22 protein-coding genes are annotated in these 23913 nt (G+C 65.9%); 6 read left to right on the top strand and 16 right to left on the bottom strand.

The genetic code is table 11. The features are described 5' to 3' along the window. Positions 1 to 44 precede the first annotated feature (44 nt). The gene (locus ASG20_RS00445; RefSeq protein WP_056047185.1) at positions 45 to 1382 is read left to right on the top strand and encodes a dicarboxylate/amino acid:cation symporter; all 1338 of its coding nucleotides are present in this window, start codon (positions 45 to 47) and stop codon (positions 1380 to 1382) included. Between the two features lie 148 nt (positions 1383 to 1530). Here ASG20_RS00445 and ASG20_RS00440 read toward each other — a convergent pair whose 3' ends face one another. From ASG20_RS00440 to ASG20_RS00415, 6 genes are all read right to left on the bottom strand, one after another. Further along, positions 1531 to 2154, bottom strand: coding sequence for a glutathione S-transferase family protein (locus ASG20_RS00440; RefSeq protein ID WP_056047182.1), 624 nt, complete (start codon positions 2152 to 2154; stop codon positions 1531 to 1533). Between the two features lie 17 nt (positions 2155 to 2171). Beyond that, the gene (locus tag ASG20_RS00435; protein WP_056047178.1) at positions 2172 to 3008 is read right to left on the bottom strand and encodes a class I SAM-dependent methyltransferase; all 837 of its coding nucleotides are present in this window, start codon (positions 3006 to 3008) and stop codon (positions 2172 to 2174) included. A 490-nt stretch (positions 3009 to 3498) separates the two neighbouring features. Then, on the bottom strand, positions 3499 to 4572 hold the full coding sequence (gene recA, locus ASG20_RS00430) for a recombinase RecA (RefSeq protein WP_056047175.1): 1074 nt from the start codon (positions 4570 to 4572) through the stop codon (positions 3499 to 3501). A 635-nt stretch (positions 4573 to 5207) separates the two neighbouring features. Further along, complete coding sequence (locus tag ASG20_RS00425) at positions 5208 to 6152, bottom strand: 4-(cytidine 5'-diphospho)-2-C-methyl-D-erythritol kinase (RefSeq protein WP_056047172.1); 945 nt, start codon at positions 6150 to 6152, stop codon at positions 5208 to 5210. 325 nt (positions 6153 to 6477) lie between these two features. Further along, the gene (locus tag ASG20_RS00420; RefSeq protein WP_231420383.1) at positions 6478 to 7884 is read right to left on the bottom strand and encodes a tetratricopeptide repeat protein; all 1407 of its coding nucleotides are present in this window, start codon (positions 7882 to 7884) and stop codon (positions 6478 to 6480) included. 7 nt (positions 7885 to 7891) lie between these two features. Further along, positions 7892 to 9553, bottom strand: coding sequence for an electron transfer flavoprotein-ubiquinone oxidoreductase (locus ASG20_RS00415; RefSeq protein WP_056050191.1), 1662 nt, complete (start codon positions 9551 to 9553; stop codon positions 7892 to 7894). Positions 9554 to 9692: 139 nt separating this feature from the next. Between ASG20_RS00415 and ASG20_RS00410 the strand changes: the two genes are divergently transcribed. From ASG20_RS00410 to ASG20_RS00395, 4 genes are all read left to right on the top strand, one after another. Further along, complete coding sequence (locus tag ASG20_RS00410) at positions 9693 to 10475, top strand: uracil-DNA glycosylase (protein ID WP_056047169.1); 783 nt, start codon at positions 9693 to 9695, stop codon at positions 10473 to 10475. Then, positions 10472 to 12358 carry a lytic transglycosylase domain-containing protein gene (locus tag ASG20_RS00405; RefSeq protein WP_056047167.1) on the top strand — a complete coding sequence of 629 codons (1887 nt, stop codon included), beginning with the start codon at positions 10472 to 10474 and terminating at the stop codon, positions 12356 to 12358. Before ASG20_RS00410 ends, ASG20_RS00405 begins: the two co-directional genes overlap by 4 nt. Before the next feature lie 5 nt (positions 12359 to 12363). Beyond that, positions 12364 to 12891 (top strand): molybdenum cofactor biosynthesis protein B, encoded by a 528-nt coding sequence (gene moaB, locus ASG20_RS00400; protein ID WP_056047163.1) that lies wholly within the window; start codon positions 12364 to 12366, stop codon positions 12889 to 12891. Positions 12892 to 13100: 209 nt separating this feature from the next. After that, a complete protein-coding gene (locus ASG20_RS00395; RefSeq protein ID WP_056047160.1) occupies positions 13101 to 13370 on the top strand; it encodes a hypothetical protein in 270 nt (89 codons plus the stop codon). Positions 13371 to 13476: 106 nt separating this feature from the next. Here ASG20_RS00395 and mtnP read toward each other — a convergent pair whose 3' ends face one another. From mtnP to ASG20_RS00345, 10 genes are all read right to left on the bottom strand, one after another. Beyond that, on the bottom strand, positions 13477 to 14346 hold the full coding sequence (gene mtnP, locus ASG20_RS00390; RefSeq protein ID WP_056047157.1) for an S-methyl-5'-thioadenosine phosphorylase: 870 nt from the start codon (positions 14344 to 14346) through the stop codon (positions 13477 to 13479). Beyond that, complete coding sequence (locus ASG20_RS00385; RefSeq protein WP_056047155.1) at positions 14343 to 15734, bottom strand: amino acid permease; 1392 nt, start codon at positions 15732 to 15734, stop codon at positions 14343 to 14345. Before ASG20_RS00385 ends, mtnP begins: the two co-directional genes overlap by 4 nt. A gap of 313 nt (positions 15735 to 16047) precedes the next feature. Beyond that, positions 16048 to 16401, bottom strand: a complete 354-nt coding sequence (locus ASG20_RS00380; RefSeq protein ID WP_056047151.1) for a HesB/IscA family protein — start codon at positions 16399 to 16401, stop codon at positions 16048 to 16050. A gap of 135 nt (positions 16402 to 16536) precedes the next feature. Beyond that, on the bottom strand, positions 16537 to 16998 hold the full coding sequence (locus ASG20_RS00375; RefSeq protein ID WP_056047148.1) for an SUF system Fe-S cluster assembly protein: 462 nt from the start codon (positions 16996 to 16998) through the stop codon (positions 16537 to 16539). Beyond that, entirely contained in the window at positions 16995 to 18173 is a 1179-nt protein-coding gene (locus ASG20_RS00370; RefSeq protein ID WP_056050188.1) for a cysteine desulfurase, read from the bottom strand. Before ASG20_RS00370 ends, ASG20_RS00375 begins: the two co-directional genes overlap by 4 nt. A 158-nt stretch (positions 18174 to 18331) precedes the next feature. Then, positions 18332 to 19468 carry a SufB/SufD family protein gene (locus tag ASG20_RS00365; protein WP_330218650.1) on the bottom strand — a complete coding sequence of 379 codons (1137 nt, stop codon included), beginning with the start codon at positions 19466 to 19468 and terminating at the stop codon, positions 18332 to 18334. Between the two features lie 83 nt (positions 19469 to 19551). Next, the gene (gene sufC, locus ASG20_RS00360) at positions 19552 to 20295 is read right to left on the bottom strand and encodes a Fe-S cluster assembly ATPase SufC (protein ID WP_056047146.1); all 744 of its coding nucleotides are present in this window, start codon (positions 20293 to 20295) and stop codon (positions 19552 to 19554) included. Then, positions 20288 to 20548, bottom strand: coding sequence for a hypothetical protein (locus tag ASG20_RS00355; RefSeq protein WP_056047143.1), 261 nt, complete (start codon positions 20546 to 20548; stop codon positions 20288 to 20290). The genes sufC and ASG20_RS00355 overlap by 8 nt, the downstream gene beginning before the upstream one ends. Continuing rightward, a complete protein-coding gene (sufB, locus tag ASG20_RS00350) occupies positions 20545 to 22035 on the bottom strand; it encodes a Fe-S cluster assembly protein SufB (protein WP_056050184.1) in 1491 nt (496 codons plus the stop codon). The genes ASG20_RS00355 and sufB overlap by 4 nt, the downstream gene beginning before the upstream one ends. Before the next feature lie 124 nt (positions 22036 to 22159). After that, positions 22160 to 22603: an SUF system Fe-S cluster assembly regulator gene (locus ASG20_RS00345; RefSeq protein ID WP_056047140.1), complete on the bottom strand. Its 444-nt coding sequence runs from the start codon at positions 22601 to 22603 to the stop codon at positions 22160 to 22162. Between the two features lie 236 nt (positions 22604 to 22839). On the opposite strand from ASG20_RS00345, the gene ASG20_RS00340 reads away from it, so the two are divergent. Continuing rightward, a complete protein-coding gene (locus tag ASG20_RS00340) occupies positions 22840 to 23871 on the top strand; it encodes a quinone-dependent dihydroorotate dehydrogenase (RefSeq protein WP_056047135.1) in 1032 nt (343 codons plus the stop codon). Positions 23872 to 23913 lie beyond the last annotated feature (42 nt).

Raw genomic sequence — 23913 nt, 5'->3', positions numbered from 1 at the left:
GCGCCGCAATCCCCTTCCCTGTTCGCACTTCTCGGGAGCGATTAATGGCCAAGCGGCTAACCTATTACATCTTGTTCGGCCTCGTCGCGGGGATGGTCGTCGGCTGGATCCTGAACGCGTCGATCGACAACGGCACGGCCGAGTCCGCCGAACGGCTGAAGGACATCGCGGGCTATTTCTCGATCGTGACGACGCTGTTCCTGCGGCTGATCAAGATGATCATCGCGCCTTTGGTGTTCTCGACGCTGGTCGTGGGGATTGCGCATATGGGCGATACCGGTGCGCTCGGGCGGGTTGGATTGCGCAGTCTCGGCTGGTTCATCTGCGCCAGCCTGTTGTCGCTCACCCTGGGCCTGGTCCTGGTCAACGTGTTGCAGCCGGGCGTCGGCCTCGCGCTCGCAATCCCGCCGGCCACCGCGTCGAGCGGGGTCGACCGCGCGGCGTTCGATCTCGCCAAGTTCATCACGCACATCGTCCCCGATTCGATGATCGCGGCAATGGCGAGCAACGAGATTTTGCAGATCGTCGTGTTCTCGGTGTTCGTCGGGGTGGCGATCACCGCGGTCGGCGAGAAGGCCGCGCCGCTCGTCAAGGCGATCGAGGCGCTGGTCGCAGTGATGCTCCAGATCACGAATTACGTGATGCGGTTCGCGCCGTTCGCGGTGTTCGCAGCGGTGACCGCCACGCTTGCCGAGCGCGGGCCGACCATCCTCGGCCAGCTCGGCTATTTCATGCTGAGTTTCTATATCGGGCTGGCGCTGTTGTGGGCGGTGCTGATCGGGATCGCGTTCCTGCTGATCGGGCCGCGGACGCGGTTGCTGGTGCGGTATATTCGCGATCCGCTGATCCTGGCGTTCTCGGCGGCATCGTCCGAGGCGGCATATCCGCGGACGCTGGAGGCGCTCGACCGGTTCGGCGTGCCGCCGCGGATCGCGAGCTTCGTACTGCCGCTGGGCTATTCGTTCAATCTCGACGGGTCGATGATGTACATGACGTTCGCGTCGCTGTTCATCGCGCAGGCCTACGGCATCCACATGCCGATCGGGCAGCAGATCGCGATGCTGCTGGTGCTGATGGTGACGTCGAAGGGCATTGCGGGGGTGCCTCGCGCATCGCTCGTGGTGATCGCGGGGACGCTGTCGATGTTCAAGATCCCGGAGGCTGGGATCCTGCTGATCCTGGCGGTGGATCATTTCCTGGACATGGGGCGGTCGGCGACGAACGTGATCGGGAATGCGGTGGCGGCGACCGTGGTGGCGAAGTGGGAGGGCGGGCTCGACGAGCGCGAGCCGGCTGATCGGGACTTTCCGCATGCGCCGACCGGGCACGGGCCCAAGGTGGACGTGGACAGCTATGAGAAGATCGGGCCGGGGCAGGCTTAATTAGGGGGCTGCCGCCTTCCGTCATCCCAGCGAACGCTGGGATCCAGAGCCACGAGCGCCGGAGTCTGTGGCTCTGGATCCTGGGTCGAGCCCAGGATGACGGAGGATTGGGGGACGTAAGGTTTACCGCCTCCGCAACTTAAGAATATCAGGCGTAGGCGTAGGGCCCGCCCTTTTTGAGGCCGGCCTGATACGCGGGTCGTGCGTGGACCTTGGCCAGCCATGCGATCGTCGCGGGACGGGACTCGTTCAGGCCACCACGACTTCGCGCGGCTTCGAGGGGGAAGCTCATCATGATGTCGGCAGCGGTCATCTCGGCGCCGGCGAACCAGGGGCGCTTCGACAGCTCGGATTCAACATAGTCGAGGTGGACGTCGATCATCGGCTGAATCTTCTTGGTCGCCGCCTTGCCCAGGATCGGGATGCGCGAGAGGACGAGCTTCAGCAGCAGCGGCGGCATCATCGAGCCTTCCGCATAGTGGAGCCAGAAGCGGTAGCGCAGCGCGTCGGCGCGGTTGGCGGGGGCGCCGAGCTTGCCATCCGCCTTGTCGACGAGATATTCCACGATCGCGCCCGTTTCGGCGACCACCTGACCGTCATCTTCGATCACCGGCGACTTGCCGAGCGGGTGGACCTGCTTAAGTTCGGGCGGGGCGAGCATCGTTGCCTTGTTCCGCTCGTAGCGCTTGATCTCGTAGGGTAGGCCGAATTCCTCGAGCATCCACAGTATCCGCTGCGATCGCGAGTTTTCGAGGTGGTGGACGATGATCATGCTGAACCCCCTGTGTTTTATTCGGACGATTTGCGCGCGGTCCAGATCCAGGCGGCGGCGGGGAATTCCACCGTGTCGCCGCGTCGGTACCGGTCGCAGACCTGGGTGAGACGCGCGATGTGGCGCTCGCGTTCCTCGGGGGCGGCGTCGCGGATGGCGGAGGCGGCGGGGCCGATGCGGCGGAAATAGTCGACCGCGTCGGCTACGGGGTCAGCGCCCTCACTTGCTCGGTAGGCGAATTCGACACGTTCGGGTGACGCGACGCGCCAGCCGGATTTTTGCAGGATGCTCGCAACGTAGGTCGGGTCGGCGAAGGCGAAGGGGCCGGGTGCGGTGTTTGCCGGAGCATCTGCGTTGCCGCCGGTCGCGGTGATGATTTCGGTGGCCCAGCGGTTGGCGGCGCGGCCGGCGAAGCAGGAGAAAACTAGCGTTGCGTCTGGGGCGGCGGCTTCGGCTAATGTCGTGAAAGCGGCGACGGGGTCTGCGAAGAACATGACGCCGTGGCGGGAGACGTAGAGGTCGATTGGGGCGTGGTTCGGGGCGGCGGCGGTGATGTCCGCGCACTGGAAGCTGGCGTTGGATACGGTTCTGGCGCGGTGTTTGGCGATCTCGATCAGGTTCGGTGAGAGATCTATGCCGGTTATTTGCGCGTTCGGGAGTGCTTGTGCGGTGGCGAGTGAGGTTGCCCCGGCGCCGCAGCCTATGTCGATGATCTTGTGGGTTTGGGGGGGGGCGGCGGACAGGATCGCGGCGTTCAAATGCGGGGTCAGGTTGGTGAAGCTGCGGTCGGTTCGGCGCCATTCCGCGGCCCAGACGTCGCCTATTCTGCCGGTCCAGTCTTGGGCGGTGGTCATGGGTTGGGGTGCTTTTTGGTTGCGATCTGGGGCGGTAGTTTGAAGTGAAGTATAGGAAGTGTAGACGCTGGAGTGGGTTTGGTGTTGCGGGATTTTGAGACTTTCCCAAAGCTCGGGCCCTGCCTTGCGCTTCCTTGTTTCCCCGCGGAGGCGGGGATCCAGACTGGGCTCCCGCCTTCGCGGGAGAACAAGAGGGTGCAAGATATCAAGCATATATGGGCGTGTTGCCAAACACAGAGTTGATCATCTGACAAGGCTTGGCTTGGCACAGGACTCTATTTGCGGGGTCATACCAATTGGGCCCCGGCCTTCGCCGGGGTGGTGCCGTGGGTAGATTGGCGCGGTGTTAGTTTACCGCGCGTTTGAATCATCGGCCGCGCATATGCTCGGCCACGATGATCCATGCACTACGCATCATGTCCCGCGTGCTCCCTCGCATTGCGGAGGCAATGGGTTCCTCCCTCTCCCCTGAGGGAGAGGGAACGTGGGGTTAAGCGTCGTCGCCTTCTTCGGGGCCGGCCATCATTTCTTCGGCGACCTTGTCGGTGCGCGCGCGGATCTGCTTTTCGAGGCGGTCGGCGGTTTCGGGGTTGTCCTTGAGGAACGTCTTCGAGTTCTCGCGACCCTGGCCCAAGCGGACGCTGTCGTAGCTGAACCAGGCGCCAGACTTTTCGACCAAGCCCGCCTTTACGCCAAGATCGAGGATCTCGCCGAGCTTCGACACGCCCTGCCCGTACATGATGTCGAACTCGACCTGCTTGAACGGCGGGGCGACCTTGTTCTTGACGACCTTCACCCGGGTCTGGTTGCCCGTCACCTCTTCGCCGGCCTTGATCGCGCCGATGCGGCGGATGTCGAGGCGGACCGAGGCGTAGAACTTCAGCGCGTTGCCGCCGGTCGTCGTCTCGGGGTTGCCGTACATGACGCCGATCTTCATGCGGAGCTGGTTAATGAAGATCACCATGCAGCGCGAGCGGCTGATCGAGCCGGTCAGCTTGCGTAACGACTGCGACATCAGGCGGGCCTGGAGGCCGACATGGCTGTCGCCCATCTCGCCTTCGATTTCGGCACGCGGCACGAGTGCTGCGACTGAATCGACCACGAGCACGTCGATCGCGTTCGAGCGGACCAGCGTGTCGACGATCTCGAGCGCCTGCTCGCCGGTGTCGGGCTGCGAGACGATCAGCTCGTCGATGTTTACGCCGAGCTTCTTGGCGTAGACCGGGTCGAGCGCGTGCTCGGCATCGACGAACGCCGCGGTGCCGCCGCCCTTCTGGGCTTCGGCGATCACGTGGAGCGCGAGCGTGGTCTTGCCCGAGCTTTCCGGACCGTAGATCTCGATCACGCGGCCGCGCGGCAGGCCGCCGACGCCGAGCGCGATGTCGAGCCCGAGCGAGCCGGTCGAGATGACCTCGACCTGCATGGTTTCCTTGGAGCCCAGGCGCATCGCCGAGCCCTTGCCGAAGGCGCGGTCGATCTGCGCGAGCGCGGCGTCGAGCGCCTTCTGCCGGTCGTTGGTTGCGGTTGCCATGCCGGTGTCGATCACTTTCAGATTAGCGGCCATCGAATATGCTCCCATCGCTAAAGCAAGCGCGCGTGCCATTCAACGCGTCAAACACCATGTATTCTCTTTGTTCTTTTGGAACAAGTGGGGAACGCGAGGTTTGTTGGAGGAAATTTGCGGCGGTGGGGTCTTGCAGAGCCCGTCGGCCGCGGGGACGGCATCATTCTAGCATCCTCCGTGTCCGCATGCTCGAAGCTCCGGGCCCACGAGTTCGTGAGATCGTGGAGTGCAGGCGTTGGAAGACGGTCGGTGCGGACATGATTCGGACAAATGCGCCTCCCCGGCTGAGGCCTGGTCCAGGTGGGGAGGTTGGCGTGACGGCGTGCGTCTGTCGTCAGGAGCGTTTCCCAACTAGGCCCCGGCCTTCGCCGGGGAGGTGCTTTTGTTGGGGGTATAATGTCGGACATGTTCGGGATGACCGACGAGGGGCGGGATCGGCGGTGTGGGCGTTTAGGTCGAGATCGGTTCGGGTTGTTTGGACGCGGGGTTTGGACAGCCGACGGATCGCGAGTCTGACGGGTGTCTGGGACGGGCGGTTTCGTTTGCCGCTCTGGATCCTGACTTTCGTCAGGATGACGGGCGGTTGCGGCGCGGTGGCATCGCGACTGTCAGATGCCGGGATGCGGACCGATCGATCAGGCAAGCTTCGTTGCGAGCGTCCACCAGCCTTTGGCTTGGGCGGCGGTGGCGGCGGTGTCTCTGGCTTCGGGGGTTTCGAACAGGGCGAAGCAGGTGGCGCCGGAGCCTGACATTCTGGACAGGAGGACGCCTTGGGCTGCGTCGAGGAGCGTGCGGACTTCCGCGATTTCGGGGGCGAGGGCCAGCGCGGGGGGCTCTAGGTCGTTGCGGCCTTCGAGGGCGCGGTCGAGGAGATTGCCTTCGGGAATCGGGCCTCGGTCGTGGCCGTCCCAGGTCTTGAAGACGGCGGCGGTGGAGACCGCGACACCTGGGTTTACGAGCAGGAGCGGGGTGCCGGACAGGCCTTCGAGATTGGTGAGGGTGTCGCCTTTGCCGGTGCCGAGCGTGGTGCGGTTGGCTAGGCAGGCGGGGACGTCTGCGCCGAGCTTTGCGGCGATTTCGTGGAGGCGGGGGTCGGTTGGGGCTATGCCGTGGAGGCGGGCCAGCGCGCGGAGCGTGGCGGCGGCGTCGGCTGAGCCTCCGCCTATGCCAGAGGCGATGGGGAGGTGCTTTTCCAGGGTTATGGCGTGGTGGGCGTCGGGGGCGAAGGCCGTGGTGAACGCGTCTGCTGCGGCGGTTACCAAGTTGCCATGCCATGGGGCGTTGCCTGGAGTGGTGCTGGACGAGCGGGGTGCCTCGTCATTGTTCGCCCCCAATTGGGCCCCGGCCTGCGCCGGGGTGGTGTTGGAGGTCGGGTTTGAGCTTGAGACGGGCAGGAGTGCTGCGGCGAAGGGGCCGGTTATGGTGAAGCTGTTGGTTTGGGCGGGTTCTACGGTGATCAGGTCGCCGTCGGTGGCGAAGGCGAAGAGGGTTTCGAGGTCGTGATAGCCGTCGGGGCGGCGGCGGCGGACGTGGAGGGCCAGGTTGATCTTGGCGGGAGCGGGCTCGGTGATGGCGGGCATTGTCGGTCTCGGGGTTTGGCGGCGAAGGGTTCCAGCGCAGCTTAGCGTAATACGCGTGATGTCTGCGGGTTTAAGCGCGTCATCCTGACGAAAGTCAGGATCCAGGGTAATGATTGGTGCCGTCCTTGCTCTGGATCCTGACTTTCGTCAGGATGACGGGAGGGGGATGCCGCATACCTCGCGAGTTGCTGACTGCGGTCGATCACTTCCGCGGATGCTCGGAATTAGTGGCGATCTCGCGAAACGGCGCTTCCGCCGTCGACTCGCCTTGCCCTCGCCCTCCCCCACGCCTGCGGGGCCCTTCCCTAACTCGGTGGGAGGACTTTTAGCGGCGGGCTTTGGGCGGGAGACCGTTGGCGATCTTGGCGGTTATGCGCGCCGTGTCTGCGGGTTCGGCGGTCAGCAAGGCGGCGCGCCACGAATAGCGCGCTTCGTAGTTTCGGCCGGTGCTCCAATAGGCGTCGCCGAGGTGGTCGGCGATTTCTGCGTTGGTGGGTTCGGCCTGCGCGGCGGTTTCGAGCAGGGGGAGCGCTCGGGTGGTGTCGCCGGAGAGGTGATAGGCCCAGCCGAGCGAGTCGGTGATCGACGCGTTGGTCGGGTCGATCCGGCTGGCGCGTTCGAGCAGCTTGATCGAGGCGGGGATGTCGTCGCCGTGCTCGACTTGCGCAAAGCCTAGATAGTTGAGCGCGAGCGGTTGGGCGGGGCCGCGGGCGACGGCCTTTTCCAGTGCGTCGCGCGCTTCGGGCCAGCGGCCGGCCTGGTCGAGCGCGCCGCCATATTGCAGCCAGTTGCCCCAGCTGCCGCCCTTTGCACCGTCGGCGGCGATGATGCGCTGGTACCAAGTCGCGGCTTCGGCGGGGTTGCCGGTGGTCAGCAATAGGTCGGCGTAGCGTTGCCAGTCGGCGGGCTCCGACCCCTTCTGGTCGACGCGGTTCTTCGCGGCGGCGAGCGCTTCGCCGTCGCGGTCGGCGGTGGCGAGGATGTCGATGCGTTCGGCGGCGGCGGCCGGTGCGGACGGGCTCTTGGCGTCGACGCCGTCGAGCACGACGAGCGCGCGGTCGACCAGCTTGTTGCGGGCGAGCGCGTCGGCGAGGAGGACGCGCGCTACGTCGTAACTCGGGTCGGCGCGCAGGGCTGCCTGGGTTAGCGCGATCGACAGCGGCGAGGGTTCGCCTGCGCTGAGGTCGCTGGCGAGGCGGGCGAGCAGGCGCGAGACGCCGACCGCGAGCGGTTGCTTACGCGGTGCCGCGGCGATCAGCGCGCGTGTCTCGGTGGCGAAACGGTTGGCGACGGGGTCCTTCGCTGCGGTCGCTAGCGACGGTTCGGGATCGCGACCTTCGGCCTGTGCGACCCAGGCGTGGAGCGAGGGCGCGAGAACAACGAGCGGACCGCTCGACAACGTGGCGATCGCTGCGCTCGCGGCCTTCGCATCGTTGCGGCGGGCGGCATCGGCGAGCGGGATCAGCGCGGCGTCGGCGGGGGCTACGCCGGCCTTGTTCAGCACCGCGACGGCGCGGGTGGCGAGTAGCATGTCGCCGGCCTCCAGCGCCTCGCGATAGGCGCGGATCGCGACGACGGGATCGTCGGGTGCGGCCGCCAGCACCTTCGCGTAACTGGCGGCGGCCAAGCTCGTCTCGCCGGCCGCGTCGGCCGCGCGCGCCTTCAGATAGGCGGACAGATCACCCGTCCCGGCCGTGGCGGGGGTCGCCAGGACGAGACCGAGCGCGAGCAATGCAGGCTTACATGTTGGGATAATTGGGGCCTCCGCCGCCCTCGGGTACGACCCAGTTGATGTTCTGGGTGGGGTCCTTGATGTCGCAGGTCTTGCAGTGGACGCAGTTCTGCGCGTTGATGACGAACTTCGGATCGGACGTGTCCTCGCCGACGACCTCGTAAACGCCGGCCGGGCAATAGCGTTGCGCGGGTTCGTCGTACATCGGCAGGTTATATTCGATCGGCACGCTCGCATCCTTGAGCGTCAGGTGGACCGGCTGGTCCTCCTCGTGGTTGGTGTTCGAGACGAACACCGACGAGAGGCGATCGAAGGTCAGGACGCCGTCGGGCTTCGGATACACGATCGGCTTGACGAGATCCTTGCGCCACAGGCTCTCGTTGTCGGGATGGTGATGCATCGTGAAGGGCATCTTGATGCCGAGATGCTCGGCCCACATCGTGATGCCGGCGAGGCCCGAGCCGACCAGGTCGCCGAACTTCTTGACGAGCGGCGCGACGTTGCGGACGACCGACAGCTCCTTCTTGACCCACGATTTCTCGAACGCTTCGGGATAGGCAGCGAGTTCGTCATGGCCGCGCTGCGAGACGATCGCCTCGACCGCGGCCTCGGCGGCCATCATGCCGGACTTCATCGCGGTATGCGTGCCCTTGATCCGCGGCACGTTCAGGAAGCCTGCGCTGTCGCCGATGAGCGCGGCACCCGGCATGACGAGCTTGGGGATCGACTGGAGCCCGCCATCGCTGATCGCGCGTGCGCCGTAGCTCACCCGCTTGGCGCCCTTCAGCAGCGCGGCGATCTCGGGATGCGTCTTCCAGCGCTGCATCTCGCTGAACGGCGAGAGATACGGGTTGGTGTAGTTCAGCCACGTGACGAAGCCGATCGAGACTTGGCCGTTCGCCTGGTGATAGATCCAGCCGCCGCCGTTCGAGCCGTCGGTCTCGGACAGCGGCCAGCCCTGCGTGTGGATGACGCGGCCGGGGACGTGGAGTTCGGGATCGATGTCCCACAACTCCTTGATGCCGAGGCCGTAGACCTGCGGATCGCTGTCCTTGTCGAGCGCGAAATTGCGGATCAGTTCCTTGGTAAGGTGCCCGCGGCACCCTTCCGAGAAGAAGGTGTATTTGGCGTGGAGTTCGAGGCCGGGGGTGTAGTCGCCCTTGTGCGTACCGTCGCGCGCAACGCCCATGTCGCCGGTCGCGACGCCCTTGACCGAGCCGTCATCGTTGAACAGGATTTCGGCCGCTGCGAACCCCGGGAAGATCTCGACGCCTAGCTCTTCCGCCTTGCCCGCGAGCCAGCGGCAGAGATTGCCGAGCGAACCGGTATAGGTGCCTTTGTTGTGCATGAACGACGGCGTGACGAAGTGCGGCATCTCGCTCTTCTTCGTCTTGGTCAGGATCCAGTGATGGTTCTCGGTCACCGGCACCTCGGCGAGCGGGCAGCCGTCCTCGCGCCAGTTGGGCAGCAGCTCGTCGAGACTCTTTGGATCGATGACCGCGCCCGACAGGATGTGCGCGCCGACTTCGGAGCCCTTTTCGAGCACGCAGACGCTGATCTCGGCGTCCTTCTCCGCGGCCAGCTGTTTCAGGCGGATCGCTGCCGAGAGACCGGCCGGGCCAGCGCCGACGATCACCACGTCGTACGGCATCGATTCACGTGTCGTCATCATCGTCTCCCGGGGGATGTCCCCTATTGCCATAGCTTTGCGCCCCACCCTTCGTTCGGGCTCGGGCCGGCACCATCTTGTCCAATATGGCGATTGCGCGAGTTGACCGCCACGTCAACCATGCAGCATAGGTTACCCTGTGGGGGCGGATCAAACCATCGATTGGCGAAACGCCGCCGCGAGCGCGCTCGATTGGTGGCACGAGGCTGGCGTCGACACGCTGGTGGACGACGTTCCACGCGACTGGTTCGCGGCACCCGAACCGCTTGTCGTCCCCTCCGCTGCGCCTACTGCGCCGGTCGTGGCACCGTCCGCGATGCCGCATTTGCTCGCCGATTTCCTGGCCTGGCGGAGCGGCGCGGAGGTTCCCGAGGCGGACTGGAGCGGGGTTTCGCTCGCTGCCCTAGGTCCGGCTGACGCTACGGTCATGGTGCTTGTCGATTGCCCGGACCGGGACGACGGCGATGCGGGGGCGTTGCTGAGTGGCGCATCGGGGCGGTTGCTCGACAAGATGCTCGCGGCGATCGGGCTGACGCGCGACGAAGTGCATCTTGCGGCGGTCTGCGCAAAGCGGCCGACGGCGGGGCGGATCCAGAGCGAGGTCGAGGCGCGGCTGTCGGAAATCGCCAAGCATCACATCGGGTTGGTTGCGCCCAAGCGGTTGCTGCTGCTGGGCAATGCGGCGAGCCGTGCGATCCTCGGGACGGAATTACAGGCGGCGCGCGGGCGTTTGCACGGATTTAACCATAAGACCGGAGAAACGGGGTCCGGTTCGGCGTTTGGCGAAGCATCCAGCGAGACCGGCGTGGTCGCGAGCTTTCACCCACGGTTTCTGATCGAGAAGCCCGCGGCCAAGGCCGAGGCCTGGAAGGATTTGCAGATGTTGATGCGCGGACTGACGTCGCAAGAGGGTGTGAGATGATTCGGATCCGATCGGTTTCCTGGGCGGCGATCGCCCTCGGCCTCAGCGCTCTCCCCCTCCCGGCCTTGGCGGCGACCGTTGCGGGCGAGCCTGCCGGCGATGCGCGGCTCGGGACGGCCAAGCTGGTCGGTGCGCCGACGCTGGAGCAGATCCCCGACCAGCTCGATGCCAGCCAGCGCGAGGCCTACAAGACGGTGTTCGCCGCGATCCGCGATGGCAAATGGACCGACGCGCAGATCGGGCTCGACACGATGAAGCCCGGCCCGCTGCACGCGATCGCGCGCGCCGAGATGTATACGGCGAAGGGGTCGCCGCGCGTCGAGATGGAGCCGCTGGTCGCGCTACTCAATGAAGCGCCCGAACTGCCCGAAGCTGTGCAGATCTCGCGCCTTGCGACGACGCGCGGCGCGGTCGGTTTGCCGCCCCTGCCCGTAGCGCAGCGGTTGATCTGGCAGGACGGCGCGCCGCGTCGCGTCCGTGCGAAAAGCCTGCAGGGCGACATGATCGCCGCAGATCTGGCGCTGAAGATGCAGCCTTATGTGAAGGCGGATATGGGCCGCGAGGCGCAGTCGCTGCTGGAAAGCACGCCCGGCCTTACCCCCGAGGCGCTGACCGAGTGGCAGCAGAAGATCGCGTGGATCTATTTCCTCCAGGGCGACGACGTGAACGCGCGCGTGATGGCAGCCAAGGCACAGGACGGCGTCGGCGACTGGGCCGTCCAGGGCCGCTGGGTCGGCGCGCTGTCGGCATGGCGGCAGAATGACTGCGCGAATGCCGAGACCGGGTTCGAGGGTGTCGCGGCACGCGCGGGCGACGTCGATCTGCGCGCTGCCGCGCTATACTGGGCGTCGCGTGCCGACATGGTCTGCTCGCGCCCCGACAAGATCGAGGGCCGGCTGAAGGCGGCGGCGCAGTTTGGCGAGAGCTTTTACGGCCAGCTCGCGCGTCAGCAGCTGGCGATGAGGGACAAGGGCACGTCCGTCGGCGGGCTGGTCGCTAGCGACTGGAAAATCGTCGGCAACCGCCCGAACGTTCGTGTCGCAGCGGCACTGGTCGAGGTCGGCGAGACCGACCTGGCCGATACCGTGATCCGCCAGCAGGCGAAGATCGGCGACCCGCGCGAGTTCGGCAATCTGGTGCGCGTGGCGGAAGCGCTGAGCCTGCCGGCGACGACCGTGTGGCTTGCGCACAATTGCCCGCAGGGGATCACGTCGACTGCCGAGGCGCGCTATCCAACGCCGAACTGGACGCCCGACAGCGGCTGGCACATCGACAAGGCGCTGGTCTACGCGCACACGCTCGAGGAATCGCGGTTCCGCAACACCGTGAAGAGCCCGGCCGGCGCGTATGGCCTGATGCAGATCATGCCCGCCGCCGCGACAGACTTCGCGCGCGAGCGTGGCACCTCGATCGACGTGAAAGCGCTGACCAAGCCGAGCACCAACATGGACGTCGGCCAGCGTCATCTCGAGCGGCTGCGCGACATGGCGGGCGTCACCGGCGGGCTGCTGCCCAAGGTGATCGCGGCGTATAATGCGGGTCCGCGCCCGGTCGGCGACTGGAACGCGATCGTACACGATAACGGCGATCCGCTGCTGTATATCGAGAGCATTCCGTATTGGGAGACGCGCGGCTACGTGACCACCGTGCTGCGTAACTACTGGATGTACGAGGCGCAGGGCGGCAAGAAGGCGTCGACCAGCCGCAATGCGCTTGCGCAAGGCATGTGGCCCCGCTTCCCCGGCCTGCCGGGCGCGACCGCGGTGCGAATGGCCGCCAGACCCTATACGCAATATCGTGCCAGTACGGCGCCCTTGAATGCCACCGTCGCGGTGAATGCTAGCGTCGGACCGCAATCCACCACTGTCACGCGCGCGGACTGAGTTTCATGCCGATCGATGAAAGCCGGATTTTCCTGCCGGTGCGGATTGCCGTGCTGACAGTGTCGGACACGCGGGGCCTTGCCGAGGATCGCTCGGGCGATACGCTGGTCGCGCGGCTGACCGAGGCGGGCCACGTCCTCGCCGACCGTCGGATCGAGAAGGACGACGTCGAGACGATCGTGTCGCGCCTGCATGCGTGGATCGGCGATCCGGAGGTCGACTGCATCATCACCACCGGCGGCACCGGCGTCACCGGGCGCGACGTGACTCCGGAGGCGGTTGAGCAGGTCGCCGAGAAGATGATCCCGGGATTCGGCGAACTGTTCCGCATGCTCAGCTACCAGACGATCGGCACCTCGACCGTCCAGTCGCGTGCGTGCGCCTGCGTGTCGCACGGCACCTATATCTTCGCGCTTCCGGGATCGACCGGCGCGGTGAAGGACGGCTGGGACGGCATTCTCCGCGACCAGCTCGACAGCCGCCACCGGCCCTGCAACTTCGTCGAGCTGATGCCGCGACTGCTGGAGCGGTAAACGCACCAACCTTCCGTATCGCGCGCCAGATCATGGTATTGCGTTCGGTGCGTGATTTGCGTGGCGCCGGAAGAAGTTCGACAAATTATGACGTTTTGTGAGTGCGTTGAACGTAGCGTGTCGCTGTACTAACAAACTGGCACACTCGGTGCATTGGTGATCAGGCAATCCGATCGGGTTGCAACGCCAACAATCCGAAGGACGCCCTCATGTCATCGTTCATCCTCAAGAGCCTCGTCGTCGCCACCGCGCTGGTCTCCGCCGCACCGGTTCTCGCTGCCGGTGGGTCGCAACCGACGACCGAACTGAAATACGACGCGAAGACGCAGAAATACTGCGTGACGGATCCGGCCGTCACCGGCAGCCATCTTCAGCGCAAGACGTGCAAGACTGCGACGCAGTGGAGCGCCGACGGACTCGACATGCCGAAGGCGGCGATTGGCGACACGAGGACGGTTACGACGATCGTCGAGAAGTAACGCGCAAACCGACGCTCGGGGCGACATGGCCAGCATGTCGCCCCGCTGTTCGAGGCTGAACCACCCTCCCCCTCGAGAGGGAGGATATCTCGACCGAGCCTCCGCGCTAGCCGCGCAAGGCCCGACCGGCGACCGCGGCGAGCTTCGCAACCAGAGCCGGATCGCGCGCCTCGCCGGCGGTGATGATCGCGCTGTCCAGGCAGGTATCGATCGGCGATGCCGTACGCTCTGCCGGTAACGCGCGGAGGAGCGCCATCACCATCGCGCGAGCCTTGGCCGCATTCGCGCCGAGTTGCGCGATCACCTGCGCGACGTCGACGCCAGCCTCGTCCTCCCGCCAGCAATCATAATCCGTCACCATGCCGACCAGCGCGTAGGGCAGCTCCGCCTCGCGCGCGAGTTTCGCCTCGGACATCGCGGTCATGCCGATGACGTCGCAGCCCCATTGGCCGTACAGCCGGCTTTCCGCCCGCGTCGAGAATTGCGGGCCTTCCATTGCGAGATAGGTCCCGCGGTCGTCGACCTGCGCGCCTGCCTCGCGCGCGGCGGCGGCGGCATAGCACGACAGGCGCGGGCAAACCGGGTCGGACATCGAGACGTGCGCGACGAGGCCAGTGCCGAAGAAGCTCGACACGCGACCCTTGGTACGGTCGATGAACTGGTCGACGACGGTGAAGCTGCCCGGGGGACGCGCTTCCGCCAACGAGCCGACCGAGGATACGGCCAGGACATCGGTTACGCCGAGCCGCTTCAGCGCATCAATGTTGGCGCGGGCGTTGAGTTCGGAGGGGGAGATGCGATGGCCCCGCCCGTGCCTTGGCAAAAAGGCGACGCCGACATGGCCGACGCGGCCGGTGTAGATCGCGTCCGATGGCTCGCCCCACGGCGTCTCGACCGTCTGCCAACGACCATCCTCGATGCCGTCGACTGCGTACAGCCCCGACCCGCCGATGATGCCGATCGTCCAGCCGCTCACTTGGCGAGCGCCCTCGGTCGTGCGTAGACGAAGTAGATCACGAGCCCGAGCAGGTTCCATAATCCGAAATAGAGCTGCGTCTTGGAGGGGAGGCTGAAGAAGAGGTACAGGCAGCCGAGGATGCCGATCGTCCCGACCAGCGTCGCGGCCGGCGCGCGGAACGTCCGGATCGCATCGGGCGCACGACGGCGCATCACGAGCATGCAGGCGCAGACCGCGACGAACGCCGCGAGCGTGCCCGCGTTGGCCAGCGCGGCGATCTCGGCGAGCGGCAACAGGCCTGCGATAACAGCGACGATCGCCGCGGTGATCCACGTGATCCGCACAGGCGCGCCCCGCCGCGAGACCTTGGCGAGGCTCAGCGGGAGCAGGCCGTCGCGTGCCATCGTGAAGAAGATCCGGCTCTGGCCGAACAGGAACGCGAGCAGCACCGTCGGCAAGGCGATCACGGCAGAGGCGCCGAGGAAGGTCGCGAATCCGGGCCGGCCGATCTCACGGAGGATGAGCGCGAGCGGCTCGGCGCTGCCGGCGAACTTGGTGTACGACAGCGCGCCGACCGCAGCGACCGCGACGAGGATGTAGATCGCGATGCACGCGACCATCGACCCGACGATCCCGATCGCGAGATCACGGCCGGGGTTCTTGGTCTCCTCCGCCGCGGTGGAGATCGCGTCGAAGCCATAGAACGCAAAGAAGATGATTGCCGCCGCCGCCATGACGCCGCGCTCGGCGCCGTCGGGCTGGACTGCCTTGGGGAAGCCATAGGGCATGAACGGGTGGAGGTTGGCGCTGTTGAAATAGTGCAGCGCAATGAACACGAACACGGCGAGCGCGATCATCTTCACGCCGACCAGCACGGCGTTGAGGGTCGCGCTCTCACGCGTGCCGAACGACAGCACGCCGGCGACGACCGCGATGATGAAGATCGCGGGGACGTTGAGGATGCCGCCGAGCTCGGGGCTGAGCGTCAGCGCTTCGGGGAAGCCGAACGCACCGCGCAACAATGGCGCGGCATAGCCCGACCAGCCGACCGCCACGGTCGACACGACGAGCGAATATTCGAGGATCAGCGACCAGCCGATCACCCAGGCGATCAGCTCGCCGAGCACGACATAGCTGTAGGTGTAGGCGCTGCCCGAGGCGGGGATCATCGTCGCCATCTCGGCATAGGCGAGCGCGGCGCAGGCACAGATCCCGCCGGCTATGATGAAGGACAGGATCACGGCGGGACCAGCGAGCCCTGCGCCGACGCCGATCAGCGTGAGGATGCCCGTGCCGACGATCCCGCCGACGCCCATCGCCACGAGGTGCGGCCACGACAGCGTCCGCGCGAGCTGATGCTCGGGAGGCTGCTCGGTGACGATTTTTCGGCGGAACAGACTGGCCACTTATATCCCCTCTTCTTTGGCGCGGGGAGTGGCACAGGAGGGGACGGAGGGGCAAGGCCAGCGGCCAACCACTTACCCGAGCGACAAGGTCCACCCCGGCGGAGGCCGGGGTCCAGTTAGCAAGGGCATCGTGACGATGCGCAGCGCTATGTCAGCACCGTTTCCCAACTGAGCCCCGGCCGACGCCGGGGAGGTGCATACATACGCGGCCTTCCTAGGTTACTGCACTCCCCGCCTCTTGTTCTCCCGCGAAGGCGGGAGCCCAGTCTGGGTCCCCGCCTTCGCGGGGAAACACGCTACGTTACGGCAACACTCAGACCGTGAAGCTTTCCCCACACCCGCAAGCACCCTTGGCGTTCGGGTTCTGGAACACGAACCCCGCAGTGAAGTCGTCCTCGACCCAGTCCATCATCGACCCGATCAGGTACAAAATCGACCCGCCATCGACGAACAAGGTCCCCCCCGGCGTATCGATCCGCTCATCGAAAGGCTTGGCCTCGGTGACGTAATCCACCGAATAGGCCAGCCCCGAACACCCACGCTTCGGCGTCGACAGCTTAACCCCGATCGCATCTTCCGGAGCCCGCGCCATAAGGTCGGCGATCCGCGCGTACGCCGTCGCCGTAAGGTTCAGCGCCGCCGGTCGTGCTCGCAATGTCGTCGCCATCTCTTCTTCCTTCCCCCCTCCCGTAAGCGGGAGAGGCCGGGGGTGGGCTCCCGGCCAGCCACTCAAACCGTCGTTCGCGAGGTGAGCGCGTGCCCACCCCCTGCCCCCTCCCGCTTGCGGGAGGGGAAGCAGAAACTAGAGCATGCCTAGCTCTAACTTAGCCTCGTCCGACATCTTCTGCGGATCCCAAGGCGGATCCCAGACCAGGTTCACTTCGGCAAACCCGACCCCCGGCACCGACCCGACCCGCATCTCGACCTCCGCCGGCATCGACTCCGCGACAGGACAGTTCGGCGTCGTCAGCGTCATCGCCACCACCGCATGCCCGTCCTCGGTCACCTCGACGCCGTAGATCAGCCCCAGGTCATAGATATTCACCGGAATCTCGGGATCGTAGATCTCCTTCAGCGCATCGATGATCGCATCGTAAACCGCGCCACCGGGCTCGCCGGGCGAGTCCACCTGCGGCTTCTGCGCCAGGAACCCCGCGAGATAATCACGCTTGCGCTCCGCGTCGGAGTCCGTCTCCATGACGACACGCGCCTTGGGCGGCGACTGGACCGCATCCACTTCCTCGATCTCGAACCGATCGCTCATTTGAAGATCCTCGTTACTCGCTCGATACCGCGCACCAGCGCCTCGACGTCCGCCGGCCCGTTATACACGCCGAAGCTCGCGCGTGCCGTCGCCTCGACGCCCAGCGCCTCCATCAACGGCTGCGCGCAGTGATGGCCGGCACGGATCGCGACGCGCTCCTCGTCCAATATGGTGCCGATGTCGTGCGGATGAACCCCCTCGATCGTGAAGCTCACGATCCCCGCCGAGTCCGCCGGGCCGTACAGCCGCACCGAATTGATCCCCGACAGCGCCTCACGCGTGGCGGTCACCAGCGCGGTCTCATGCGCATGGATCACGTCGAGCCCGATGCTCTCGACATAGTCGATCGCCGCATGCAGCCCGAGCGCGCCAACGATATGCGGTGTCCCCGCCTCGAACCGTCCCGGCGGCGGCGCGTAGGTGGTCTTGGCGAACGACACCTTGTCGATCATCGATCCGCCACCCTGGTATGGCGGCATCGCGTCGAGCAATTCCGGCTTGGCCCACAGCACGCCGATCCCGGTCGGCCCGTACAGCTTGTGCCCGGAGAACACGTAGAAATCGCAGCCGATCGCCTTCACGTCGACCGCGATCCGCGGCACCGACTGGCAGCCATCGAGCAGGATCTTCGCGCCAACCGAATGCGCGATCTCGGTAGCGCGCCTGGCATCGAGCACCGAGCCGAGCACGTTCGAGACATGCCCGAGCGCGACCAGCTTGTGCGCGGGCGTGATCATCCGCTCCATCGCGTCGAGATCGATGCGGTGGTCGGCCGTCAACGGCAACACGTCGATCGCGACGCCGCGCGCTTCCGCGATCATCTGCCACGGCACGATGTTCGAATGATGCTCGAGCATGGAAAGCAGGATGCGGTCGCCCGCCTTCAACTGCGTCCCGGCCCAGCACTGCGCGACCAGATTGATCGCCTCGGTAGCACCGCGCACGAACACGATCTCATCAGGCGAACCCGCACCAATGAACCGCGCGACGGCCTTACGCGCCGTTTCGTAAGCGACGGTCATGTCAGCGGACCGCTGGTACACGCCGCGGTGCACGGTGGCATAGGTCTCGCCATACGCACGCGTAATCGCGTCGACCACGACCTGCGGCTTCTGCGCGGTGGCGGCGGTATCGAGATACGCCCAGCCCTCGGGGATCGCCGGGAAGTCCGACAGGCGATCGAGCGCATCCTCCCCGGCACGGGGAGGGGGACCGCGACGCGCAGCGGCGGGGTGGAGGGGGGCTTCCACAGACGCTACGCCTCGTGGAGCCCCCCCTCCACCAGCTGCGCTGGTCCCCCTCCCCGTGCCGGGGAGGATTTCTGTCCCGTCGCTCACAACGCCCGCTCCAGCCACGCATCGGCGTCCGCCACGAAAGCCTCGCGCACCGTCTCGTCGGCGATCTGCACGAACGCATCGCCGACGAACGCGCGCGTGAGCAGCGCCTGCGCCTTGGCATGCGGGATGCCGCGGCTCTGCATGTAGAACAGCGCGCGCTGGTCGAGTTCGCCGACCGTCGCGCCATGCGCGCACTTCACGTCGTCCGCGAAGATCTCCAGCTCGGGCTTCAAATTCACCGTCGCGGTGCGCTGCAACAGCAACCCGCGGAGCGACTGCACGCCGTCGGTCTTCTGCGCATCGCGCGCCACCTCGACCCGCGCCGCAAGGCTGGCCGTCGACTTGTCCGCCGCGACCGCACGCCAGATCTGCTTGCTCTGCCCGTTCAGCGCCGCATGCCGCACCGACACCGCGCACTCCTGCCGCTGGTCGTTCCGCGTCAGCAACGCGCCGCCATATTCGGCAAACGCGTCGTCGCCCGTCACCGTAATCGACCCATCGATCCGCGTCCCGGCATCGCCCGCGCCGAGCACCGTCACGATCAGGCTCGCCTCGGCACCAATCTCGACCTCGTCGCGCAACGACACGAAACCACCGGCCTGAAGCAACCGCACCGCCCGCGTAAGTTTCGCACCCTTGCCAAGCATCATCCGCGTCGACCGGTTCGACCAGCCTGTCCCGACATACGTCTCGACTACCGAAGCGCTCGCGCCGGCGGCCAGCACGATCTCCGCCGGAAGCTGGTTATCACCACCGGTCGCGATGTGGACGATCTGGATCATTTCGGCCGTCGCATCAGCCTCGACCCGCAACGACCAACCCAGGCCGGTCGTCCGACGCCCAAGCGCGTGCGATCCGCCATCGATCGGTACGATCGAGACATGCCGCAGATCGCTGCGCCCCTCGTCGAGCACACCATCGACGAACACCGCCCGCGCACCCGGCAAATCGAGAAACCACTCGCCGGCATCCACCGCAACGCCGCGCGGCAACTCAGCCGCCGCCGCGATCGCCGCCGGATCACCCCAGCGCCAAGACTCCTCACGCGTCGAAGGAAGTTCGATCCTGAAATCCTCCCCGGTACGGGGAGGGGGACCGCGACGCGTAGCGGCGGGGTGGAGGGGGGCTTCCACGGACGCTACGCCAAGCGGAGAACCCCCTCCACCAGCTTCACTGGCCCCCCTCCCCGTACCGGGGAGGATTTGCGACAGGCTACTCACGCGGCGATCCCCACATAGCCTTCGCTCTCGAGCTGCTGCGCCAGTTCCTTGCCGCCCGAGCGGACAATCTTGCCGTCCGCCAGCACGTGGACGAAGTCCGGCTCGACGTAATCGAGCAACCGCTGGTAGTGCGTGATCAGCAGCACCGCCTTGTCGGGCGCGCGCATGATGCGGTTGATGCCGTCGCCGACGACGCGCAGCGCATCGATGTCGAGCCCCGAATCGGTCTCGTCGAGGATCGCGAACTTCGGGTTGACGATGCCCATCTGGACCATCTCGTTGCGCTTCTTCTCGCCGCCCGAAAAGCCGACGTTCACCGGCCGCTTGAGCATGTCGTAATCCATGCCAAGCAGATCCGCCTGCCCGCGCGCGAGCTTCAGGAACTCGCCCCCCGACAGCGGCTTCTCGTCGCGCGTCGCGCGCTGGGCGTTGAGCGCCTCGCGGAGGAACTGGACGTTCGACACGCCGGGGATCTCGACCGGATACTGGAAGCCGAGGAATACGCCCGCCGCGGCACGCTCGTGCGCCTCCAGCTCGAGCAGGTCGACGCCGTCGAACGTCACCGAGCCCGCCGTGACCTCATAGCCGGGCCGTCCGCCGAGCACATAGCCCAGCGTCGACTTGCCCGCCCCGTTCGGCCCCATGATCGCGTGCACCTCGCCCGCGTTCACTTCGAGCGACAGGCCCTTGAGGATTTCTTTGCCGTCAATCTCGGCGTGGAGGTTTTCAATTTTAAGCATCAAAACGAAATCCAAAGATGATGTCCGCAATGCCGAAGACGATCGCCGAACAGCTAAAAATAAATCCGATAAAATACACAGCAACCGAGGACCAGAAACGAACCGGTGCGATAGATCTATCGGGGTTGCCGAACTTGGTTTCCACGACACCCGCTTTGACACCGCGAATAGCAAACCAAGCAAAAAAAGGCGCTGCGATCAGACCAATAAGCACGGTCGTGATATCGCTGAGGATTAGCGCCTCTCGGGTCACCCCACCGACCCCTCAAGGCTGATCCCCAGCAGCTTCTGCGCTTCGACCGCGAACTCCATCGGCAGCTGCTGCAGCACCTCCCGCGCAAAGCCATTCACGATCAGCGCCACCGCAGCCTCCTGATCCAGCCCGCGCGACATTGCGTAGAACAACTGGTCCTCGGAGATCTTCGACGTCGTCGCCTCATGCTCGATCTGCGCAGACGGGTTGCGGACCTCGATGTACGGCACGGTATGCGCGCCGCACTGGTCGCCGAGCAGCAGGCTGTCGCACTGCGTGAAGTTCCGCACGCCCTCCGCGGTCGGCGCGACGCGCACCAGCCCGCGGTACGTGTTGTCCGAACGCCCGGCCGAAATCCCCTTCGACACGATCGTGGATCGCGTGTTCTTACCGAGGTGGATCATCTTCGTGCCGGTATCGGCCTGCTGGCGATTGTTGGTCACCGCGACCGAATAGAACTCGCCGACCGAGCCATCACCGAGCAGCACGCACGAGGGATATTTCCACGTGATCGCACTACCGGTCTCGACCTGAGTCCAGCTGACCTTCGAGTTCTTGCCCTGGCACAGCGCACGCTTGGTGACGAAGTTGTAGATCCCGCCGACGCCGTTCTCGTCGCCCGGATACCAGTTCTGCACGGTCGAATACTTGATCTCGGCATCGTCGAGCACGACCAGTTCGACCACGGCGGCGTGCAACTGGTTCTCGTCTCGCATCGGCGCGGTGCAGCCTTCAAGATACGAGACGTACGATCCCTTGTCCGCCACGATCAGCGTGCGCTCGAACTGCCCGGTATTCTCGGCGTTGATGCGGAAATACGTCGACAGCTCCATCGGGCAGCGGACGCCCTCGGGGATGTAGACGAACGTGCCGTCGGAGAAGACCGCCGAGTTCAGCGTCGCGAAGTAGTTATCGCGCTGCGGCACGACCTTGCCGAGCCACTTGCGGACGAGATCGGGATATTCCTTGATCGCCTCGGAGATCGAGCGGAAGATCACGCCCGCGGCCTCGAGCTCCTTGCGGAACGTGGTCGCGACCGAGACGCTGTCGAACACCGCATCGACCGCGACGCGACGCTTGGGCGTGCCGTCCTCGTTCAGCGAATCCTCGACCACACCCGCCAGCATCTTCTGCTCGCCGATCGGAATGCCGAGCTTCTCGTAGACGCGCAGGATCTCCGGATCGACCTCGTCGAGCGACCCGAGCTTCGGCTTCGCCTTGGGCTCCGCGTAATAATACGCGTCCTGGTAGTCGATCGGCGGCACGTTGAGCTTCGACCAGTCGGGCGCCTCCATCGTCTGCCACAACGCAAACGCCTTCAGCCGCCAGTCGAGCATCCACTGCGGCTCGCCCTTCTTGGCGGAAATGAAGCGCACCGTGTCTTCAGACAGACCTTTCGGCGCGAATTCCTGTTCGATGTCCGAGGAGAAGCCCCACTCGTACGTCTTGTTCGCGGCGGCGTATGCCTCTGCGTTCCGGGTAGCCATCATTCCATCTCCGCCGCGGCGCGGCTCTCTAAAAACTCGGCGATCTCTGCGTCTCGGCGCGAACAAGTACTCTTGCGCGCAGAGGCGCAGAGAGCGCGGAGGAAGGGGTAAGGCGCTGCGCGCGTCATGCGGGCACCTGTGAAAGAGGGGGGTGTAAAACCGGGGTTTGCGAAAGGCTGGCGAGCGACACGCCGGCGAGCGCACCACGGACCGCGCCGTTGACGGCGTTCCAGTGCGGCTTCACCTTGCACGTCTGCTCGACGCAGCAATCCTGCGATGCGCCATCGACGCATGACGTCAGCGCAATCGGACCCTCGACCGCCTCGATGATGTCGGCGAGCGAGATCATTGCGGGCGGCCGCGACAAGCGAAAGCCACCGCCAGTCCCGCGCGTACTCTCAATCAGTCCCGCGGCGGACAGCCGGCTCACCAGCTTCTGCACGGTCGGCAGCGGCACGCCGGTCTCTTCCGCCAGCAGCGTCGCGTTCAACCGCGCGATACCGCCGCAATGACGCGCCGCAGCGCTCATCATCACGACCGCATAGTCGGCTAGGCTGGAAAGACGCATGGTGGCTTCGGAGTCCAATCGGACCGATATGATCCGATTGGTCAAATGGGCTTTGTGCAGTGCATCGTCAACCCGGCCAGGGGTGCTAACGACTCGCAACTGAGCCCTCCCCCGTCATTCCCGCGAAGGCGGGAATCCACTCGACCTTTCGCGCATGCGGATGGTTGGATCCCCGCCTTCGCGGGAATGACGGAAGTAGGGTTTGGCCACCTCGGCCGATATGCCTAAGAGCGCGCATGGCCTTCTACCACCCGATCCTCTTCCGTCTCGACGCCGAGCGCGCGCATACCCTCACCATCGCCGCGCTCGGCGCATGGGGGAAGGCCGGCGCGCCGCTCGCCCCCAGCGTGCCACGGCTCGCGACGACCGTGGCGGGGATAGCCTTTCCCAACCCGGTCGGCCTGGCCGCCGGCGTCGACAAGGACGGCCGGGCGATCGACGGCTTCTTCCGGCTGGGCTTCGGCAGCGTCGAGATCGGCACGCTCACGCCGGTGCCGCAACCCGGCAACCCGAAGCCGCGCATCTTCCGCCTTCCCGAGGACCGCGCGATCATCAACCGGCTCGGCTTCAACAATGGCGGGCTCGATGCGGCGCTGGATCGCGTCGAAAGCGGCGCGGGTGGCGAAGGCGTTCTCGGCATCAACGTCGGCGCGAACAAGGACGCGGCCGATCGCACCGCCGACTATGTCCACGGCGTGACCCGCGCCGCGCGCCACGCCAATTACGTCACGATCAACATCAGCTCCCCCAACACGCCAGGACTGCGCGATCTCCAGCACGGCGCGGCGTTGCGCGACCTGCTCGCAGCCTGCACCGCCGCCAAGGGCGACACGCCGATCTTCCTCAAGGTCGCCCCCGACCTCGATCCCGCCGACATCGACGACATCGCCCGCGCCGCGCTCGACAACCGCATCGACGCGCTGATCGTCAACAACACGACGATCTCCCGCCCCGGCCTGCGCTCGGCCAATGCGAAGGAAACCGGCGGCCTCTCCGGCGCGCCGCTCGTCCCGCTAGCTCGCCAACGCCTGTCGGACTTTCGCAAGGCGACTGGGGCTGCGATTCCGCTGATCTCGGTCGGCGGCGTGGACAGCGGCGCGGAGGCCTATGCCCGCCTCCGCGCCGGCGCGAGCCTCGTCCAACTCTATACCGCACTGGTATACGAAGGCCCCGGCCTCCCCGCCCGCATCCTCCGCGAACTGGACGCGCTGCTGACCCGCGACGGCTTCGCCACGGTCGCCGACGCGGTGGGTGTCGACGCGCGCTAAGCCGCTTCCGTCATCCCGGCTCCTCCCGTCATCCCAGCGAAC

It is taken from the genome of Sphingomonas sp. Leaf198, assembly GCF_001424005.1.
Classification (GTDB): domain Bacteria; phylum Pseudomonadota; class Alphaproteobacteria; order Sphingomonadales; family Sphingomonadaceae; genus Sphingomonas.
The sequence above is the reverse complement of the archived record's forward strand: the minus strand, read 5'-3'. Positions and strand labels throughout refer to the sequence as shown.

Excerpts from the sequence above, each read along its gene's own strand:
- ASG20_RS00445 (WP_056047185.1), top strand. The coding sequence starts at position 45 with ATGGCCAAGCGGCTAACCTATTACATCTTGTTCGGCCTCGTCGCGGGG.
- ASG20_RS00440 (WP_056047182.1), bottom strand. The coding sequence starts at position 2,154 with ATGATCATCGTCCACCACCTCGAAAACTCGCGATCGCAGCGGATACTG.
- ASG20_RS00435 (WP_056047178.1), bottom strand. The coding sequence starts at position 3,008 with ATGACCACCGCCCAAGACTGGACCGGCAGAATAGGCGACGTCTGGGCC.
- recA (WP_056047175.1), bottom strand. The coding sequence starts at position 4,572 with ATGGCCGCTAATCTGAAAGTGATCGACACCGGCATGGCAACCGCAACC.
- ASG20_RS00425 (WP_056047172.1), bottom strand. The coding sequence starts at position 6,152 with ATGCCCGCCATCACCGAGCCCGCTCCCGCCAAGATCAACCTGGCCCTC.
- ASG20_RS00415 (WP_056050191.1), bottom strand. The coding sequence starts at position 9,553 with ATGACGACACGTGAATCGATGCCGTACGACGTGGTGATCGTCGGCGCT.
- ASG20_RS00405 (WP_056047167.1), top strand. The coding sequence starts at position 10,472 with ATGATTCGGATCCGATCGGTTTCCTGGGCGGCGATCGCCCTCGGCCTC.
- moaB (WP_056047163.1), top strand. The coding sequence starts at position 12,364 with ATGCCGATCGATGAAAGCCGGATTTTCCTGCCGGTGCGGATTGCCGTG.
- ASG20_RS00395 (WP_056047160.1), top strand. The coding sequence starts at position 13,101 with ATGTCATCGTTCATCCTCAAGAGCCTCGTCGTCGCCACCGCGCTGGTC.
- ASG20_RS00380 (WP_056047151.1), bottom strand. The coding sequence starts at position 16,401 with ATGGCGACGACATTGCGAGCACGACCGGCGGCGCTGAACCTTACGGCG.
- ASG20_RS00375 (WP_056047148.1), bottom strand. The coding sequence starts at position 16,998 with ATGAGCGATCGGTTCGAGATCGAGGAAGTGGATGCGGTCCAGTCGCCG.
- sufC (WP_056047146.1), bottom strand. The coding sequence starts at position 20,295 with ATGCTTAAAATTGAAAACCTCCACGCCGAGATTGACGGCAAAGAAATC.
- sufB (WP_056050184.1), bottom strand. The coding sequence starts at position 22,035 with ATGGCTACCCGGAACGCAGAGGCATACGCCGCCGCGAACAAGACGTAC.
- ASG20_RS00345 (WP_056047140.1), bottom strand. The coding sequence starts at position 22,603 with ATGCGTCTTTCCAGCCTAGCCGACTATGCGGTCGTGATGATGAGCGCT.
- ASG20_RS00340 (WP_056047135.1), top strand. The coding sequence starts at position 22,840 with ATGGCCTTCTACCACCCGATCCTCTTCCGTCTCGACGCCGAGCGCGCG.